19 protein-coding genes are annotated in these 19246 nt (G+C 46.7%); 8 read left to right on the top strand and 11 right to left on the bottom strand.

The features are described 5' to 3' along the window. Positions 1-11 precede the first annotated feature (11 nt). The 3 genes from NYE36_RS03395 to NYE36_RS03385 form a co-directional block, all read right to left on the bottom strand. Entirely contained in the window at positions 12-1196 is a 1185-nt protein-coding gene (locus NYE36_RS03395; protein ID WP_064115508.1) for a DUF58 domain-containing protein, read from the bottom strand. Next, on the bottom strand, positions 1196-2158 hold the full coding sequence (locus NYE36_RS03390) for a MoxR family ATPase (protein WP_040238437.1): 963 nt from the start codon (positions 2156-2158) through the stop codon (positions 1196-1198). Before NYE36_RS03390 ends, NYE36_RS03395 begins: the two co-directional genes overlap by 1 nt. 138 nt (positions 2159-2296) lie before the next feature. Then, positions 2297-3169, bottom strand: a complete 873-nt coding sequence (locus NYE36_RS03385) for a cation diffusion facilitator family transporter (protein ID WP_025284364.1) — start codon at positions 3167-3169, stop codon at positions 2297-2299. Between the two features lie 386 nt (positions 3170-3555). Between NYE36_RS03385 and gabP the strand changes: the two genes are divergently transcribed. The 4 genes from gabP (at position 3556) to NYE36_RS03365 (ending at position 7259) form a co-directional block, all read left to right on the top strand. After that, on the top strand, positions 3556-4941 hold the full coding sequence (gabP, locus tag NYE36_RS03380; RefSeq protein ID WP_031378819.1) for a GABA permease: 1386 nt from the start codon (positions 3556-3558) through the stop codon (positions 4939-4941). A gap of 108 nt (positions 4942-5049) precedes the next feature. Continuing rightward, complete coding sequence (gene cotA, locus NYE36_RS03375; protein WP_265451273.1) at positions 5050-6588, top strand: outer spore coat copper-dependent laccase CotA; 1539 nt, start codon at positions 5050-5052, stop codon at positions 6586-6588. 204 nt (positions 6589-6792) lie between these two features. Next, complete coding sequence (locus NYE36_RS03370) at positions 6793-7002, top strand: cold-shock protein (protein WP_007408879.1); 210 nt, start codon at positions 6793-6795, stop codon at positions 7000-7002. 98 nt (positions 7003-7100) lie between these two features. Then, positions 7101-7259 carry a hypothetical protein gene (locus NYE36_RS03365; RefSeq protein ID WP_003155794.1) on the top strand — a complete coding sequence of 53 codons (159 nt, stop codon included), beginning with the start codon at positions 7101-7103 and terminating at the stop codon, positions 7257-7259. 31 nt (positions 7260-7290) lie between these two features. Here the strand turns inward: NYE36_RS03365 and NYE36_RS03360 are convergent, their stop codons facing one another. After that, complete coding sequence (locus NYE36_RS03360) at positions 7291-8337, bottom strand: PD40 domain-containing protein (protein WP_007408878.1); 1047 nt, start codon at positions 8335-8337, stop codon at positions 7291-7293. 65 nt (positions 8338-8402) lie between these two features. Further along, positions 8403-8771, bottom strand: a complete 369-nt coding sequence (locus NYE36_RS03355; RefSeq protein WP_007408877.1) for an RlpA-like double-psi beta-barrel domain-containing protein — start codon at positions 8769-8771, stop codon at positions 8403-8405. Positions 8772-9136: 365 nt separating this feature from the next. Here NYE36_RS03355 and NYE36_RS03350 point away from each other — a divergent pair, with 365 nt between their 5' ends. The 4 genes from NYE36_RS03350 to NYE36_RS03335 all read left to right on the top strand — a co-directional run bounded on the left by NYE36_RS03350 (position 9137) and on the right by NYE36_RS03335 (position 13925). Next, positions 9137-10177 (top strand): 2,3-butanediol dehydrogenase, encoded by a 1041-nt coding sequence (locus NYE36_RS03350; protein ID WP_007408876.1) that lies wholly within the window; start codon positions 9137-9139, stop codon positions 10175-10177. A gap of 187 nt (positions 10178-10364) precedes the next feature. Continuing rightward, positions 10365-10862: an RNA polymerase sigma factor gene (locus NYE36_RS03345; RefSeq protein WP_003155802.1), complete on the top strand. Its 498-nt coding sequence runs from the start codon at positions 10365-10367 to the stop codon at positions 10860-10862. Further along, positions 10862-11722: an anti-sigma-V factor RsiV gene (gene rsiV / locus NYE36_RS03340; protein ID WP_015416955.1), complete on the top strand. Its 861-nt coding sequence runs from the start codon at positions 10862-10864 to the stop codon at positions 11720-11722. The genes NYE36_RS03345 and rsiV overlap by 1 nt, the downstream gene beginning before the upstream one ends. Before the next feature lie 271 nt (positions 11723-11993). After that, on the top strand, positions 11994-13925 hold the full coding sequence (locus tag NYE36_RS03335; RefSeq protein ID WP_094032602.1) for an acyltransferase family protein: 1932 nt from the start codon (positions 11994-11996) through the stop codon (positions 13923-13925). Between the two features lie 42 nt (positions 13926-13967). Here the strand turns inward: NYE36_RS03335 and NYE36_RS03330 are convergent, their stop codons facing one another. From NYE36_RS03330 to NYE36_RS03305, 6 genes are all read right to left on the bottom strand, one after another. After that, a complete protein-coding gene (locus NYE36_RS03330) occupies positions 13968-14972 on the bottom strand; it encodes an SPFH domain-containing protein (protein ID WP_094032601.1) in 1005 nt (334 codons plus the stop codon). 25 nt (positions 14973-14997) lie between these two features. Further along, positions 14998-15759 (bottom strand): TPM domain-containing protein, encoded by a 762-nt coding sequence (locus tag NYE36_RS03325; protein WP_015416952.1) that lies wholly within the window; start codon positions 15757-15759, stop codon positions 14998-15000. Next, the gene (locus NYE36_RS03320; RefSeq protein WP_007408871.1) at positions 15759-16784 is read right to left on the bottom strand and encodes a TFIIB-type zinc ribbon-containing protein; all 1026 of its coding nucleotides are present in this window, start codon (positions 16782-16784) and stop codon (positions 15759-15761) included. Before NYE36_RS03320 ends, NYE36_RS03325 begins: the two co-directional genes overlap by 1 nt. A gap of 50 nt (positions 16785-16834) precedes the next feature. After that, positions 16835-17521, bottom strand: coding sequence for a PspA/IM30 family protein (locus NYE36_RS03315; protein ID WP_061890457.1), 687 nt, complete (start codon positions 17519-17521; stop codon positions 16835-16837). Positions 17522-17636: 115 nt separating this feature from the next. Next, entirely contained in the window at positions 17637-17954 is a 318-nt protein-coding gene (locus tag NYE36_RS03310) for a YjdJ family protein (protein WP_094032600.1), read from the bottom strand. Between the two features lie 232 nt (positions 17955-18186). Next, entirely contained in the window at positions 18187-19149 is a 963-nt protein-coding gene (locus tag NYE36_RS03305; protein ID WP_061861217.1) for a carbohydrate kinase, read from the bottom strand. Positions 19150-19246: the final 97 nt, after the last annotated feature.

The raw sequence follows: 19246 nt of genomic DNA, 5'->3' as shown, positions 1-19246 counted from the left end.
CACCTCTCTTTCTAAACAACATGGGACACCCGTTTGTCCCTGATCATTTGCACCTTAATATTTTTTTGAGCGAAGATGAGAGCGAGTTTCCGTTCTTTCTCTGAAAGCGCGGCATTCGTTTCTTTCGCCAAAAACACCGTCATGTCAGCACGGCCGGGCTCAGCCTGTTTGAGAAGGTCTTCTGTAAGACTGCCCGTCACGACGGCAATGGAAGCTTTGCGGACGCGCGGATCCGCCAGCTCTTTTCCTAAACGCCCGCCTGCATCGGCTTCTTCCGATTCTGAAGCTGATGCCAGGTAACGCAGCATCTTTCTGAAATGCCGGTCTCCCTCCCGGACGGGAAATACGGTCCGGTCGCTCCCCAATGAAATAAATCCTGCGGGAGAGCCCTTCACAAGCGCCGTGTAAAGCAGGGATGCCGCAGCTGATACCGCGGCTTCAAACGATGGGGACGGCCTGCAGTCCAAAAGGAGAATCATATTCACACTCTGCAGCGGGTCAAATTCCTTCGTCATCAGCTCATTTCGCCGCGCCGATGTTTTCCAGTCAAGTGCGGAAAACCGGTCGCCCGGCTGATAATTTCTGACGCTCGCAGCCATTGCGGAGCGGTGTACCTGAAACGGAGCGCCGGCAGCCGCACCCTCTTCTCCGGATGAGACCTGCGGCTTATAGTGAACAGACCCGTACGCCGGGAAAACCAGAACCGTATCCGTTACGGAAAACGACGCCGTCTTGTCCAAAAGCCCGAGAACATCTCCCGTCCGCACTCTTATCGTATGTAAATGATGCTCTCCGCGCGGCACCTGCGGCAGCTCATATTGTAACGTCAGCTTCCTTTGAAACCACGGAAACACGAGCTGTTTCGCACTGCGCCTCTCGCCAAGCGTTTCCGGCATCACATCTTCAATGACCATATATGTCAGCGGAAACGGCAGGCGCCTCGTCAGCCTGATGGTGACAGACAGCCTGTCGCCTGAGGTTAACTGGGCGGAGGACACGTCACGCGCCACCTGAAACGCCCGCAGCGGGTACACAGCGACCAGCCCGGCGTAAACGGTAAACGGCAAAAACGCATAAAATAAAAACCAGCTCACAAATCCGCCCTGAAACATGGCATAAGAAAAGACAGCCGCCGTCAGTACGGCCAACATAAGCAGCTTCCAGCCATATAGAAGCCAATGCATCTTCTTTCTCATTAGCGGACCGACATCCTTTGGACGGGCACTTTTTCCGTTTGCATGATATCTTCTATAACCGCTTCCGGGGTCACATCGTTAAATTTCGCCTCGGCGGTCAAGATCATTCTGTGCGGCAGCGTATACGGAGCCAAATACTGGACGTCATCAGGAATGACGTAATCGCGGTCATGAAGCAGCGCGTACGCCTGCGCGGCTTTCATTAATGAGATTGAACCGCGCGGACTTACGCCCAGATGTACGGACGGATGCCGGCGGGTATGCTGAGTAATGCCGACGATATACGCTTTAATTCCCTCATCCACCCGCACCTGCTCCAATTTTTGCTGAAGGCTGATAAACTGTTCTTTAGAAATGACGGGCTCGATTGTTTCAAGCGGATTGCGCCCTTCCTGCAAAGACAGAACTTGAAGCTCTTCCTCGGCAGTCGGATAGCCCATGCGCAGCTTAAATAAAAACCGGTCAAGCTGGGCTTCGGGAAGCGGATACGTTCCTTCATATTCAACCGGATTTTGTGTGGCCATGACGAAAAACGGCTCAGCCAGCCGCATTGTCTTTCCGTCAATCGTGACATTCCCTTCCTCCATTGCCTCAAGCAGGGAAGACTGCGTTTTCGGAGAGGTTCTGTTAATTTCATCAGCCAGCACGATATTCCCCATGATCGGTCCCGGGCGGTATTCAAATTCCATCGTTTTCGTATTATAAATAGAGACACCCGTCACATCTGACGGCAGAAGATCCGGCGTGAACTGAATCCTCTTAAAGTCAGCTCCGATCAGCTTGGCCAAAGCGCGGACCATCATCGTTTTTCCGACTCCCGGCACGTCTTCCAGCAGCACATGCCCTTTTGCGAGAATGGCGGCCAGACTGAGTATGGCGATATCCCGTTTTCCTATGATGATGTTTTCAATATGCTCAACGGCTTTCTCCAGCAGCGGATGCAGCTCTTCTTTATAAGCCATTCTTCTCCTCCTAGTCATCTCTCAAATTTCAATTATCGTAACCTAACTTTACCACAAAATATAAACAGTATAAAAAAACGTTTCCAGCGAATTGTTTCCAGTCTAAAAAAGGAAAAAGCTCCCTTTAGAAAGGAAGCTTTATTTCAGCTGGAGAGGCTCCATATGAACGTGTGAATGGTCAATGGCATGTTCCTCTTTCATCTTGCGTTCTACCTCATTTGCGATCTCATGACTCTCTTTAATGTTCAGATCAGACGGCACTTCAATGACGACATCAATATGAACGGAGCTGCCCAGATATCTCGCTTTAATATCTTTTAAACGGCTGACGCCCGCAATCTGTTCAATCGTCTTTTTATAATCAGAAATATGTTTGACATCAAAACCGTCAGTCAGCGAATGAGAGGATTCCTTAAAAATATCCCACGCGGTTTTGCAGATGATCAGCCCGATGATAAACGCGGTAACCGTATCCACCCAAGCCAAATGGAACTGTGAAGCAAAAATTCCGATAAACGTGCCGATACTGACGAGCGCATCTGATTTATTATCAGCGGCCGCAGCTGAAAGCGCCTGGCTGTTTACCTTTTTCGCAAGCCCTTTCGTATAGCGGTAGACCATCAGCATCACCACGGCGCTCCCCGCGGCCGTCCAGGCGGCTATCATATCCGGTGTTTCCTCTTTAACGGAAAAAATAGATTGCGCGGCGCTGAACAGCACTTGCATTCCGACAAGCATCATAATAATGGAAGCGATGAGGGACGCGACGGTCTCCGCCCGAAAATGGCCGTAAGGATGATCTTCGTCAGGAGGTTTCTGAGAGATGCGCAAACCGATGAAAACAGCCGCAGATGCCGCGATATCAGTCGTATTATTTAAACCGTCGGCCTGAAGCGCTTCTGAGTGAAACAAATAACCGATCACAAGCTTCACAGCCGACAATGCCGCATATGCGCCAATACTGACAATCGCTCCGGTTTCGCCTTTTTTCAATTCATGATATCTCTCCACTGAAAATCCTCCTTCCCGTTCAATTTTTCCTTCATTATCATACAAAGCGAGGACACAGTGGGTCTATAGAAACATGATTCACTTTCCACAGAAAAATAGTAAGCATAGAACATTTATGCACTCAGGAAACTTATTTTCATTCACAAAACCCCTCTCATCCCAATCGTATCAAGGATTCTCGCCAACCCATGTTCATGGAATTATTTTCAAAACCATTAAAACACAGAAATAACAGAAAATTATTTCTTTTCCTTCCGGCACCTTCTGCTGTACGGACGAGAAAAAATGTCATATTTTCTTACATCATTTTCAACTGTCTGTGGCATTTATGATAGAATAATACTTGTCGGAATATTCAGCATAAACAAACCAAAAGGAGGCAAAGAATGAATCAGCCTAACTCTTTATCTAAGGGATTAAAAACCCGGCATATGACCATGATTTCAATTGCCGGCGTGATCGGCGCCGGATTATTTGTCGGAAGCGGATCCGTCATTCATTCCACCGGACCCGGAGCGATTGTCTCCTACGCTTTAGCAGGATTACTAGTGATTTTTATTATGAGAATGCTGGGGGAAATGTCCTCCGTCAACCCGACAAGCGGTTCGTTTTCACAGTACGCGCATGACGCCATCGGTCCTTGGGCCGGTTTTACGATCGGATGGCTGTATTGGTTTTTCTGGGTCATCGTCATTGCCATTGAAGCCATTGCAGGCGCCGGAATCATACAGTACTGGTTCCCGGGCATTCCGTTATGGCTGACGAGTCTGCTTCTGACCGTGCTGTTAACACTGACGAATATTTATTCAGTTAAATCGTTCGGCGAATTTGAATACTGGCTTTCCTTAGTGAAGGTAGCGACGATCGTTGTCTTCTTAATCGCGGGATTTGCGTTCATTTTCGGAATCGTCCCCGGCAGCAAACCGGTCGGGCTGGAAAATCTGGCGGGCAGCGGCGGATTTTTCCCTAAAGGTCCAAGTTCCGTTCTGCTCGGCATCGTCGTTGTCATTTTTTCTTTCATGGGATCTGAAATCGTCGCAATCGCAGCGGGAGAAACGTCAAATCCGGTCGAATCCGTCACAAAGGCGACCCGCTCAGTCGTTTGGCGGATCATTATTTTTTACGTCGGTTCCATTGCGGTTGTGGTCACACTGCTGCCGTGGGATTCAGCCAATATTTTGGAAAGCCCCTTCGTTGCCGTTTTGAGCCATATCGGGGTTCCCGCAGCCGCTCAAATCATGAATTTCATCGTCCTGACAGCCGTTCTGTCCTGCCTGAACTCCGGGCTTTATACGACGTCACGGATGCTGTATTCACTGGCAGAGCGAAATGAAGCGCCGCGGCGTTTTATGAAACTGAGCAAAAGAGGCGTACCGGTTCAAGCCATTATCGCCGGCACCTTTTTCTCCTATATTGCCGTTGTTATGAACTACTTTTCTCCCGACTCCGTATTTTTGTTCCTGGTCAATTCATCAGGGGCGATCGCACTGCTCGTCTATCTCGTCATCGCCGTCTCACATCTGAGAATGAGAAAGAAAATCGAACGGACAAACCCTGAATCTCTTAAAATCAAAATGTGGTTTTATCCGTACTTAACCTACCTGACGATCATCGCCATTTGCGCCATCTTGTTATCTATGCTGTTTATCAGTTCAATGCGGTCTGAATTTCTGCTGACAGGATTTATTACTCTGCTGGTACTTGCCTCATATGTATTCCGCAAAAAACAAAAACCGAAAGAGAGCGCTTCCGAAAGCCAGATTGCGCAATAACCGCAGACACCCCCCTCAAAAAAGGGCGGGTGTTTTTTTAACCAACCTGTTCCAGGAAGCATTAACTGTAGTACAGGATTTCAATAAATGATAAGGACAGGATGAAAAATGGCACTAGAAAAATTTGCAGATGAACTGCCGATTATCGAAACACTCCAGCCGCAGAAGAAATCAGACGGCAGCACGTATTATGAAGTCACGATGAAGGAATGCTTTCACAAGCTGCACCGCGATCTCCCGCCGACCCGGCTGTGGGGGTATAACGGTTTATTTCCGGGCCCGACAATCGACGTGAACCAAGATGAAAACGTCTATATTAAATGGATGAATGACCTTCCGGATAAGCATTTTCTGCCCGTGGATCATACCATTCACCATTCAGAAAGCGGCCATCAGGAACCCGATGTCAAAACCGTCGTCCATTTACACGGAGGAGCAACGCCGCCGAACAGCGACGGCTACCCGGAAGCATGGTTCACAAAGGATTTTAAGGAAACGGGTCCTTATTTTGAGAGAGAGGTATACCATTATCCAAACAAACAGCGCGGGGCTCTGTTATGGTATCACGATCACGCCATGGCGATTACGAGGCTCAATGTGTACGCCGGGCTTGCCGGGATGTATATCATTCGCGAGCGAAAAGAAAAGCAGCTGAAGCTTCCCTCCGGAGAGTATGACGTACCGCTTATGATTTTGGACCGCACATTAAATGACGACGGTTCCTTGTCTTACCCGAGCGGACCTGCTAACCCTTCCGAAACGCTGCCCGACCCTTCCATCGTCCCGTTTTTTTGCGGAAATACCATTCTCGTCAATGGTAAAGCGTGGCCGTATATGGAAGTTGAACCGCGGACATATCGTTTCCGCATCCTTAATGCCTCCAATACGAGAACATTTTCTCTCTCGCTCAATAACGGCGGGAAGTTTATTCAAATCGGTTCTGACGGCGGATTGCTTCCCCGCTCTGTCAAAACACAATCTATCAGCTTAGCCCCGGCAGAGCGGTATGATGTGCTCATCGATTTCTCCGCCTTTGACGGAGAACATATCATTTTAACGAACGGCACCGGCTGCGGGGGCGACGCCGATCCGGATACAGACGCCAATGTGATGCAATTCCGCGTCACAAAACCGCTGAAGGAAGCAGACACAAGCCGGAAGCCTAAATATCTTTCAACAATGCCTAATGTGACATCAAAGAGAATACACAATATCAGGACGCTTAAACTCACAAATACGCAAGACAAATACGGCCGGCCCGTTTTGACGCTGAATAACAAGCGATGGCATGATCCTGTGACAGAAGCGCCGAAGCTCGGCACAACGGAAATCTGGTCGATTATCAATCCGATGGGGGGAACCCATCCGATACACCTGCACCTTGTTTCCTTCCAAATCCTTGACCGGCGCCCTTTTGACTTAGAGCGTTATAACAAATTCGGCGACATTGTGTATACAGGCCCCGCCGTCCCGCCTCCTCCAAGTGAAAAAGGCTGGAAAGACACCGTGCAGGCGCACTCGGGAGAGGTCATCAGAATCGCGGCGACCTTCGCTCCTTACAGCGGACGCTACGTATGGCACTGTCATATTTTAGAGCACGAAGATTACGACATGATGAGACCGATGGACGTCACGGATAAGCAGTAAACAAATATCCCCCCTTTTAGAGAAGGGGATTTTTTATTTATCCAAAAAGAAAAAATAAGAAGACACTTATTTGCATATACTGTAATAACAGGAAGACGATGCACCCTCATTGGAAATCTGGATAGAAAAAGGAATTAGGAGATTAGGGAAAAGTATGAGACAATGAAGGAGTGCACGAAAATTCATAAGGGAAGAAGTGACTTTATGTCTTACTACAACAAACGTAATCAGGAACCGCTGCCTAAAGAAGATGTCAGTACGTGGGAATGCACAAAAGAGGACTGTATCGGCTGGAGCAGAAAGAATTTTGCCGGCAGTGATACCCCGACTTGCCCCCTTTGCGGCAGTAAAATGATCGACGGCGTCCGTTCGTTGGTAAATCTCCAAAACAATAACCAAACGGCATCAAGTTAGACCTCCCTTTTACGAGTCTCAACATAGAGAAGGCCTCCATGTCTCATGAGAGGCCTTTGCGTTATCATTTCCTTTTATGATGCAAAGGAGCAATGAACATGAAAAACGATCGGCAGCAGAAAGATCTGAAGGAAATGGCAAAACGGCGGAAAATGAACCTTGCCGCACAGTCATTCATCGAAACGCTTCATTTTGCCGTTCCGATTCTCCGTTTTTTCAAATGGCTCGCCTCAGCCGCAGCCAGCTTTGTTCATTAAAAAACACCCAGCGGGCGCTGAGTGTTTTTTTTCATGATTGGATGACGGAAAAACTGTTGATAATGCCGTTGTCATTTTCCCAGACTTTTTCGCATTTTTTCGTATCCAAATGATAAGCATAAATGGTCCGGACCTTCGCATTCCGCCCCGTTTCATCCTTCAGACGCTTAGCGCCTTTTGCTTCCGCCATGAAATAAATGATGCTGCCGTCTTTAGAAAACTGAGGCTGGGCATCAATCAGCGGAGCGAAGTCCTTCCCGTTTGAGATAATCGTTTCATCTTTTTTCGTTTTGACATTCATCAGACGGATGGACGCTTTTTGTTCCGTCCCTTTTTGGGTATAAGATGTAAAGACAAGGTTCTTTCCGTCCGGTGACACCGCCACGTCGCTGATAAACTGTTCAAGGTTTGTCAAATCCTGAAGGTGTTCGCCCGCTCCTGCCGCAAACCGGATATTCGTCGGTTCAGGGTCAATCCCCTTCTCATTTGCCTCATCCGTTTTTTGATAATCCTCTTTTACGGAATAATGCAGAAGCGCAAAATCGTTTTGGCTGCGGTTATAAAAGAAGCTGCTCACACTGTCGTCTTTCTCATCGGCGGCGGGATACAGATTTTCATAACGTTTCGTTTTCAAATCAAAAGATGCGAGACGGAAAATATCTTCATCCGCTTTTCCGAGACGGAAATAAATGTGCGTCAGATCCTTTGATAAAAACAGACTGTCAGCGCTTGCCGTTCCTTTATAAAGCACCGTCTTCTTTTTCGTCTTCAGATCAAGCTTATACAGACGCATCTCATTTTGGTCATTATTCCCGACAAAATAGAGCACCTGATGGGCGTCATCCAGCGCAAACGCCGGATATGCCGAAAGCTTTTCCTCATACAGCACGCGGCCGTCCTCGTAATATTTCGTCATCAGATCTTTGTCTGTAATGGAAACAAGCAGCTTGTCATGGCCGCCGGAGACAACGGCTTTTCCGCCGCCGTCGCTTTTTCCTTTAATCAGTAAAACGGACGCGATGACCGCCGCCGCCAAAACGGCTGCCAGCAACATCCAGATCCATCGTTTCTTCTTCATTATCAATCTCTCCGTCAATCAGAAAAAGCAAGAATCAGTGTCCTTGCTTTTTAAGATGGTCTATTTTAATAGCTGTAGTGTCCGGATACTCTTCCTTTGCTTAATGGATATCCGAGCGCTTTGAACGCTTTCGGGCTGACATCCAATACGGCATTCGGCAGACGGCCTACATCATTTTTGTATACGGTGATAACCTTTTTCGGTTTTGCTTTCGCATAAGCTCTGATTTTCGTTCCGTTTCTCGGAACGTCAAATCCTAATTTTGTCGCGCAATCCCAGTGTCCCAGTTTTTTACCGGAAGATCCTTTTTTACCGACTCCATTATACCATGTAATATTTCCGTTCACTTTTTTAGCACTTGCATCAGAAGAGTAACTGATCGCTCCCAGCGTGCTTCCTGCTAAAATCAATAAGGCTAAGAATAACTTCTTCAAGCTTTCGTCCTCCTGATTCTTTATTCTAGGCAAAATTATACACCAAGAAGACGATTATAATATTTCAATCACTTTACATGTTCATTACAACGTGATGAGACATGCACATAACGATGGCACAATTTCCTGTTCTATATAATTCCATGGTAAATTATACTACAAAATTTAATTCATTAGCGTTATAATATTCATAGAGTATTTCTGCATTCAATATGGACTTTTTATAAGGCCTATTGATAGTTGCATAATATGATATATTTTGAGAAAAATCAGGCTTTAGGAAGCAGGCACTTTATTCCTTTTAACCGTGGTTCATATTGATCATGTACCTATACTCGTTTCAATCAGACTAGGAGTGATAATCAATGAAAGCGGCAAGATGGCACAATCAAAAAGACATTCGAATCGAAAACATTGATGAACCTAAAGCAGAACCGGGTAAAGTCAAAATTAAAGTCAAATGGTGCGGGATTTGCGGAAGCGACCTTCATGAATATTTGGGAGGCCCGATCTTTATTCCGGTCGGCAAACCTCATCCGTTAACAAACGAAATGGCGCCCGTCACGATGGGTCACGAATTCTCAGGAGAAGTCGTTGAAGTGGGCGAAGGCGTCAAAAATTACAGCGTCGGCGACCGTGTCGTCGTGGAACCGATTTTTGCCACACACGGACATCAGGGAGCCTATAACCTTGATGAACAAATGGGATTCTTAGGCTTAGCCGGAGGCGGCGGCGGATTTTCTGAATATGTATCCGTTGACGAAGAATTGCTGTTTAAGCTTCCTGAAGAGCTTTCTTACGAACAGGGCGCGCTTGTTGAGCCGTCAGCGGTAGCGCTTTACGCCGTCCGCCAAAGCAAATTAAAAGCGGGCGACAAGGCGGCAGTTTTTGGCTGCGGACCGATCGGGCTGCTTGTGATTGAAGCCCTGAAAGCGGCCGGCGCCACAGATATTTACGCGGTTGAACTTTCACCGGAGCGTCAGGAAAAAGCGAAAGAACTCGGCGCTATCATCATTGATCCGTCAAAAACGGACGATGTCGTTGAAGAAATCGCTAAACGCACAAACGGCGGCGTTGATGTTTCTTATGAAGTAACAGGCGTTCCTGTCGTTCTCCGCCAGGCGATCCAGTCAACAAACATTGCCGGTGAAACGGTTATCGTCAGCATCTGGGAAAAAGGAGCGGAAATTCATCCGAACGATATCGTCATCAAAGAACGGACCGTAAAAGGCATTATCGGATACCGTGACATCTTCCCTTCCGTTCTTGCACTGATGAAAGAGGGGTACTTCTCAGCAGATAAGCTCGTCACGAAAAAAATCGTGCTTGACGATCTGATTGAAGAAGGCTTCGGTGCTTTAATCAAAGAGAAAAACCAAGTGAAAATCTTAGTCAAACCGAACTAAACCGTTCAGCTGAATATCAACACATCCGAAAAAGAGCCGTTCCGGCTCTTTTTTTCATCTCATCGTCTTTCCTTCCTTTTCCTTTTAAAAATGATCCCCTCTGCGCAAACTATTTTTTACCCTGTCCCGTCTATCCTTAGGCAGCAGCCTATGAAACGTATTTTTAAAAAAGGAGCCCTTTGAAGCAATGAAGAACGAAACAGCCAAAGCGTCGCTTGTGACGTGCATAACTGAGCGCAAGGAAGACTTTTACCGGCTGGCGTACAGTTACGTAAAGAACAAGGATGACGCGTTAGATATTGTTCAGGAATCAATTCAAAAAGCGCTGACATCGGTCGAATCCGTCAAAAACCCCGATGTGATCAAAAGCTGGTTTTATAAAATTTTAGTGCGCACGGCCATTGATTTTCTCCGCAAACAGAAAAAACTGAAAGTGATGGACGATGAAACGATCGAGTTTTTAAGCCGCGGAAAGGAAGATCACTACAAAGACACAGACCTTCACGAAGCGCTTGATGACCTGCCGCATCAATATAAAACCATTATCATTCTGCGTTTCTTTGAAGACCTGAAATTAGAAGAAATCGCGGACATCACGGGGGAAAACATCAACACCGTCAAAACACGCCTTTACAGGGGGCTGAAGCTCATGCGCATTCAGCTGACGAAGGAGGATCTTTCTTAATGGAAAAGAGATTAGAACAATTAAGAGAAGAGTATAAAAGTGTGCCCATTCCTAAGGAACTGGACAGCATTGTCGAAAAAGCCCTTCAGCAGAAACCGAAGAAAAAACGAATCGTGATGTGGCCGACATCCGCGGCAGTCGCTGCGGCCGTCTTATTTACCGCCGTTGTCAATATCAACCCGGATGCCGCACAAGCCATGTCTAAAATCCCCGTCATCGGCAAAGTCGTCCAAGCCATCACATTCACGGAGATGAAGGAAGAAAAGAACCAGTCAAGCATTGATGTGAAAACGCCCGCTCTGTCCGGCCTTTCCGATCATAAACTCGAAGACAGCATCAACCGGCATTATATGAAAGAAAGCAAAGAGCTGTATCAGGAATTTATGAAGGCGACCTCAAAAAGCAAAAAAGGCCACCTTAGTATTTACAGCGATTATGAAACCGTTACTGACACAGCGGATTTGATCTCAATCCGCCGTGATATCGAAAAAACACAAGCTTCCTCTTATACGCAAAGCCGTTACATCACGATTGATAAAAAGAATGAGGCCGTGCTTACGTTAAAGAGTTTATTTAAAGATGACCGTTATATTAAAGTCATCAGCGAAAATATTAAAGAACAAATGAAAAAACAGATGAAAGAAGATCCGAATAAAATATACTGGGTCGAAGATAATGATATGTCGGAGCCTTTTAAAGCCATCCGCGCCGACCAGAATTTTTATATTACAGATAAGCACAAACTTGTCATCTCATTTGACGAATATGAAGCGGCACCCGGATATATGGGCGTCACAGAGTTTACAATACCGACCTCCGTCATCTCCAAGCTGCTTGTCGGAGACCGCTACATCAGATAAAGAAAGAAAAAAATCCATGATATCCGCAGATCATGGATTTTTTCTTTCGTCCCGCAACAGCCAAGATGTACAAGAGACCCTTTTCATATAACAGACGCCGGACGGGGGCTGAAAAGTTTAAGAAAATCACAGCATTTCATTCATTTTTTCTGAAACAAAATCCCCTTCCGAATGCGTCTAATTAACGGAACAAATGGAAGACTGTACAGAAATCTGCCATAGCCATCCGCAAAACAGCGAGAATTTCCGCACACATTATTGGAGGAATACCATGTCAGACAAGTCACTGCATCACCGCTATATTCCCGGACTGGATGGACTTCGCGCCTTTGCCGTCCTCGCAGTTATCGCATATCATCTGAATTTTAACTGGGCCGACGGCGGTTTCATTGGTGTTGATATCTTTTTTGTTTTATCGGGGTATTTAATTACATCTATTATATTGCCTGCCCAAGGCAATGCCATCACCCTTGATTTGCGTGATTTTTGGGTGCGCCGGATCAGGCGGCTTCTGCCGGCGGCTTATCTCATGATTATCACGACGGTCATTTGGGTCGTATTGTTTAACAGCGAGCTCCTGCATACCGTACGCGGGGATGCGGTCTCCTCACTTTTTTACATAAGCAATTGGTGGTTTATCTTTCATCAGCTTTCTTATTTCGACAGCTTCGGCTCCCCTTCGCCATTAAAAAACCTTTGGTCGCTGGCGATTGAAGAACAGTTTTATATCATATGGCCCTTCCTGCTGCTTGCGGGAATGTACATATGTAAAACACGGGCCCGGCTTGCGGCCGCGGTCATGTTCCTCGCGTTATGTTCGGCAGTCGTAATGAGTATGATGTATGTGCCCGGCGGAGATCCGAGCCGCGTTTATTACGGGACGGATACCCGCTCATTTGAATTGCTGATCGGCTGCGCTTTAGCTTTAGTGTGGCCGATGAAACGATTATCTTCCAAACGGCTGCCGAGCAGAATGAAACACCTGCTTCACGGGACGGAGCTTGCCGCTTTTGCCGCGCTGCTGCTTTGCGTCTTTTACACGGATGAATATGAACCCTTCCTGTACAAGGGCGGCATGCTTTTGATCAGTATCACCGCAGCGGTTCTTGTCGCATGTTTATGCCATCCGAGCAGCTTTTTGGGACATGTTCTTTCATGGAAGCCGCTTCGCTGGATCGGAACGAGATCATACGGAATCTATCTTTGGCATTACCCGGTTATCGTACTGAGCACACCCGTGCAGGAAATCGGAAATCCGGTTTATTGGCACTGCGCCGTCAGAATCGGCGCCACTTTCATTCTTGCCGAGCTATCTTACCATTTCATTGAACAGCCGATCCGCACTGCGGGCTTCCGGCCATTTTTACGCCGCGTGTTTCTGAACCGCTTTCTGGAATGGAAGACGTCCTCTGTCATCAGCAGAATGTCGCTCGGCCTCATTCTTGCCGCCATTCTCGTATTTGCGGGCGGGCTGTCAGGAATAGCCGAAGAGAAAAAACAGCCGCAATGGACGTACGCGCAAAATGATCAGCAAGAAACCGCCGCCTCTTCGCACAAAACGGCCGATCACGATCAGCCTGCAAAAGAAGATGACAGCAAGAAAAAACACGGCGGCGAAAAAACGGATACCGCGTCAGACACAAACAAGAAAGAACCAACAGACAAATCAAATACGAAGAAAACCGAAGAGAAAAAGGAACGGTCATCCCAAAAAACGGCTGATTCAAAACAAACACAGCCTCAGCAAGACGTGCTGGCCATCGGTGACTCGGTGATGCTGGACATTGCGTCATACCTGCGGCAGTCCCTCCCTCATGTCACCATCGACGGAAAGGTAGGAAGACAAGTCTCTCAAGCACTCCAGCTCACTTCGGAATATGCGTCATTTAATCAGCCGAACAAAGCGGTCATCATTGAGTTAGGGACGAACGGCTATTTCACAAACAGCCAAATTGAATCACTGATCGACTCCTTTTCAAGAGCCGATATCTATCTTGTCAACACGCGTGTGCCGCGGCAGTGGGAAAGCAAAGTAAACGAATCATTGCGCCGGCAGGCCGAGTCACGCAAAAATGTGACGCTTGTCGATTGGCACGCAAAAGCATTGCAGCACCCTGAATACTTCACACCGGACGGCGTCCATCTCATACCTGAGGGATCAAAAGCGCTGACATCCCTCATCGTTCAAACAATGAAATCATGACAAAAAAAAGAGGCCCAAAAAAGGCCTCTTTTTCGTATATCGTCAGGCAAGCTTCTGTCCGCAATTCGGGCAAAAATTCGCGCCTTCCGTTTTCGTTCCGCAGTTCGGACAGAATTTCGGCTTAGCCGCTCCTTCCGAGCCGTTTGCCGGTGCCGTCCCCTGATTCTGCTGACTTTGATCTTGCTGCGGCTGGTTCTGCTGATTTTGATTCATTTGGTTCATCATTTGATTTGCCATATTCATTCCCATCATCATGCCCGCCATGTCGGAGGCGGCGCCGCTTCCGCTCATTTTGCCGGATGACATTCCGTCCGTCATGGAAATCTGCTGATAGCGGTTCACATCGCCCACCATGCCGTAAGAAGCGTTTTTCGTAATCATATCCTGAACTTCCTGCGGATAATTAAAGCTCATAATATTGAAGCCCGTAATCGACATGCCGTCTCCGATCAGCTGCATATCAAGATCTTCTTGAATCCCTTTTCCTATTTCAAAGGAATTCGACTGCAGATTGAACATGTCTTTTCCTTCTCTGGTGATCCATTTCATCAAAAGCTGATCGAGAATAGACGTAATCCGGATTTTAATGTCCTCCACTAAATAGCTGTCTTTGACACCCGCAACCTTATCAATCAATCCGATGTAGTCAATGACCTTGAAGTTAAATGTGCCGTTTGCGCGGATCGGCATACCGCCCGGCATACCTGCCGCCGGAATGTTGATAGCGTTTTTTGTGCCCCACTTCACGGTGAACTCCTTCGTATTCACAAACAGCACTTCAGCCCGCATGCCGCTGTTAAAGCCAAACTTAAACCCTTTTAGTGTAGATAGAAACGGAATGATTTCTGATTCGATATCATAATCGCCGTCATCACGGAAAATCCCTTCAATCTTCCCGTTATATAAAAAGATGGCATCCTGTCCCGGCCGGATGATCAGACGGCTGCCTTTTTTAATTTCACGGTTGTTCCATTTATAGAAAACCATGTCGTCTCTGAATTCTTCCCATTCCACCACATTTGCTAACTGATTTCTGAAAAAACCCATGTATGCTCAAATCCTTTACATATAATTAAAAACTTCCCTTGCTTCCGCTGTAACTCGTGCCGCCCCTCGTGACTCCGCCGTCATTGTCATTATCTTTATCAGGCTTTTTTTCCCTTGTAACGTCGGTTCGGATATATGTGTCGTGCTGGCTCAGCACTTCAGACGTATCGTGATTCATATACGTGCTGCCGGTGACGGTGACCTTGCCGCCGGAATTGTACACCATCACAGTGACGGCGATTCCGGCCGCGGCTGCGGCAATAATGAGCTGAAACCACCATGTGAGCAGCAGATTGTCAGACTTGTCGTCCGGGCTTTTCCCCATATCTTTATAAGCCATCTTGATGTAGGTCTGAAACGCCTTTTCATAATGGCCTGCGGAAATATCTGACGAGATCGTATTTCTGATCGTATTCAGCCGGCTGTTATTCAAATACGTCTCCGCCTTTTTATATCCGGAGAGAAATACTTCCCGATCCTTCATATCAATAGTCAATATCGCCGTGCTTCCGCTAAAATGACTGTCATAAAAATCACCGGCGTACTGCTCGATGTCCTTACCGCCCGTTCCGTTTGCGGTAAGAATGATAAAATCGGTATGGCGCTTTGCCCCGAGCTTCCCGGCCAATTCCTCAAGTTTCTTCGTTTCATCCTTCGTTAATAAATGAGCATTGTCATAAACATATTGCTTCTGTTCCGCGGCAGACGCCGATGTATGTAAACCAAAAGACAGCATCAGAAAAAGGACGAAGCAGAAGAGACACGCTTTTTTTATCGATACTTTCATCAAAAACCGCCTCCTATCATAAGTGAGACGAGTCTTAATGCTAAAAACGCACCGGCGGTTATACCGCCGAACCACGCGGCCACTTTTCCGGCACTGATCGGCGGTTTGCCGACAACCTTGCCCGTCTGCCCGTTCATAGCAAAAATGTGTTCAGCCCGCTCATAGTCGTAGCTGACCATCCAGACCGGAAGCAGTACGTAAAAGCTGCTGATTTTATCGGTCTGAATCTGTTCATCCGTAATGTCAGCCGTCGTATATCCGGAGAAGGTGGATCTGATATAAGAATCAATATAATGGCTGATTTTATCCTTCGCCCGCGGAAAGAGATCGTCATCGGTATAATTGTACTTTTCCGCTATATATCCCGCTAAATAGGCCGTATTAAACTCCTTCAGTTCACTGTATGAGTAAGGTTCCAATTTGTCCATTAATTCATCATTCATTTTTTCTGAAGCGTCGACCGGAATTTTGAGATAATCAAGATTGATATCGCGGTACGCGTTGTAATACTCGGTCTCCGTCACCCGGTATTCTCCATCTTCATAGTGATGCACTCTCGTACAAACGGCATTGACCTGAACCTTGCTGTTTAAGTCAAACATCCAAAACGGCACGTACATGCCGGTTATGCTCTTCACCCGATCGGCAGTCATAAATCCTTTCGGTGTCAGACGGCCGTTTCGGCACCACTTTTTAAAAGCGCTCATGGCTTCTTCCTTGCTGATCGTAAAAGGGATCACCATCGAAGGCGCGAGATTTCCCGACAATCGGTCGGCGAGAACGGCGGCTCCTCCGCAAAACCCGCACGTCGTGGCCGTCGTTTCCGCCTCAGTCATTAATACCGCACCGCAATTCTCACACCGGTACTCATTCGCCTCATTTTCGGAAAATCTCGTCGTAATATACTCCTTTGGCAGGCTTTCAATCTGATCCTGCCGCCCGCAGCTGTGACATGTCAGCATGCCGGATGAACTGTCAAAGACCATATCATCGCCGCAGTTCGGGCATTTATAAGAAATGATCATTCTGTTTCTCTCACTTTCTCTTTATATCGGACAAAGCTGCAGCCCGCTGTCTATTGATCTTTACTGAAAAGCATTTTCTGCTTAAGCGCCGCCAATTCATCATCGACACTGCTTTGATTGCTGTCATATTTAGCCGTCAGATCGTCAATATCGTCTTTCGGAGACGCGTTCAGCTCAGCCATCGCATTGGCATGATCAAGCGCTTGGTTGACCTTGTCTTCCATTCTGCCGAAAGCTGTCAGCGATTGGCCCGCATTTGACACAGAGGACCCCAATTTGTTCATTCTCTCCTGCGTTTTTGCCACAGACCACTTCGCTTTGATGGCATTTCGGCGCGACTCAAGCTCTCCGATATCAGCGACAAGCTTGTCATGCATTTTGCGCATTTGAGACGCGTTGGAAGAAGCGAGCTGATAAGCCGTCTGCAGCTCGGTCAGTCTTGATTCAACAGCCGCTTTCCTTTCCAAAAATGTCCGCGCATCAGCTTCATTGCCGGCCTGCAATGCTTTCATCGCATAATTTTCCATCTTTTCGGCATCAGCCTGGCATTCTGTTAACGCTCTTTTCGCCCGCTGTTCCTCAGCCATGACAGAAGCCGTCTCCGCTTTCACTTTTCCTAAATCACTGTTCAGATTCCGCAAATATTGATCAACCATTTTTTCAGGGTTTTCAGCTTTATCCAGCAGCGCATTGATATTGCTTGACATGATGTCTTTAAATCTTCCTAAAATACTCATTTTTCATTTTCCTCCCAAAATTAAATAGTAACAAGTTCACAGTTATATATACTGATTTTTTTCAAAAAAAGTTTCATTTTCTCTTTAATTTATGTATTTTTATATGAAAATAGTCTCATTCAGCCCATTTGTGCCGGCGGAAATTCTTTATGACCAGATACAGTGAGAACAAAAAATAAACAAACAGCCCGATCATCAACCCGTTCACTAACGGATAATGTTTCGCCGCATACACAAAGAAATCAAGCTGCGAAATCTGTTCAGGACTTGTAATCGTATCCGTCCCATTCAAAAGCTTTGAGAATTTAGCCGTATCATTCCAATCAAACGAATCAGAAACAAGCTCACTCCCCTGATACCAATTGACAGCGGCGAGACATAAAAAACAAAAAACAGAAAACGCGCATTGCACAATAAGAAAAACATGTTTCATGAAAAACATTCCTCCGCGGTTCAATATCATAGGCCGTCACACTGTACATGACGGCAGCAGCAGAAACTTGGTTTTACTCAGAACTGATAAAAACGTGATTGTATGTACTTCACATCGGTTCAATTTACTGGATGCCTTTCTAAAGTATACCGTATATCGTAAAGAGTTTCAGACCTAAATAAAGAGGATGCTTCCCGAAGTCCGATGACTTTCAAGAAACATCCTCCATACTTTACAGTGATACTTCAACCTCTTTTAAACTCGGCAGAGCATCGATCGCACCGATTTTGGTGCACACGAGCGCCCCCACCTTATTGGCAAATGAGACAATATCACGCAGCTTCGCAAAATCTTCGGCTGCCGTCTGAATCTCATCCGTGCGCGCCAGTTGATACAGCGCCGCGCCGACAAACGCATCTCCCGCTCCCGTTGAGTCTATTGATGTCACCGGAATGCTCGGAATGATGTCAATATCCTTCCCATTTGAAAGAAGGGTCCCGCTTTTCCCGAGTGTCACCGCCACAATACCGGCCCCGAGCTCATGAAGAACCGCAACACCTTCTTTATGATCCTTCGCACCGCTGATGATCTCAAGCTCTTCGTCACTGACTTTCACAAAATCACTTACGGCAACGGCTTTTTTTGCGGTGTTTATAAACTCTGAAACTCTTCCTTTCCATAAATCCTCACGGTAGTTAGGATCGAAGGAAATAAACTGTCCATTGTCTTTCGCAATCGACATCAGCCGTAAATAGGCTGAGCAAAACGGATCAGATAACAATGCCGTCGCTGATCCGAAATGAAGGATTTTCGCATCGTTTACCTTTTCCAGATCAATATCATCCAGCGTTAACAAAGCGTCCGCTCCTCTGTTAAACACAAAGTCGCGCTCCCCATTTTGTTTTAATGAAACAAACGCAAGCGTTGTAGGCGCTTTCTCATCCATGACGAGCATAGAGGTATCGACATGTGCGGCGTCCAATGTCTGCTTCAGAAAATACCCGAACGGATCTTTGCCTGTTTTTCCGCTGAAAGCCGCGTCTCCGCCCAGCTTAGCAATCGCTGCCGACACATTCGCCGGTGCGCCGCCGGCACTTTTTAAGAAATTGCGCCCTTCCGTCAAATCAACATCCACATCGGTACAAAAGAAATCAATTAACAATTCTCCAATACAAATAACAGATTGGCTTCCCACATTATCACACTCATTTATCAATTCTCGATTATAGTTTCAGTATAGTGCTTTCTGTCATAAATACAACCGTATACATAGAATATTTTAAATTTTACGT

It is taken from the genome of Bacillus sp. FSL R5-0593 (genome assembly GCF_038603755.1).
GTDB lineage: Bacteria > Bacillota > Bacilli > Bacillales > Bacillaceae > Bacillus > Bacillus velezensis.
The sequence above is the reverse complement of the archived record's forward strand: the minus strand, read 5'-3'. Positions and strand labels throughout refer to the sequence as shown.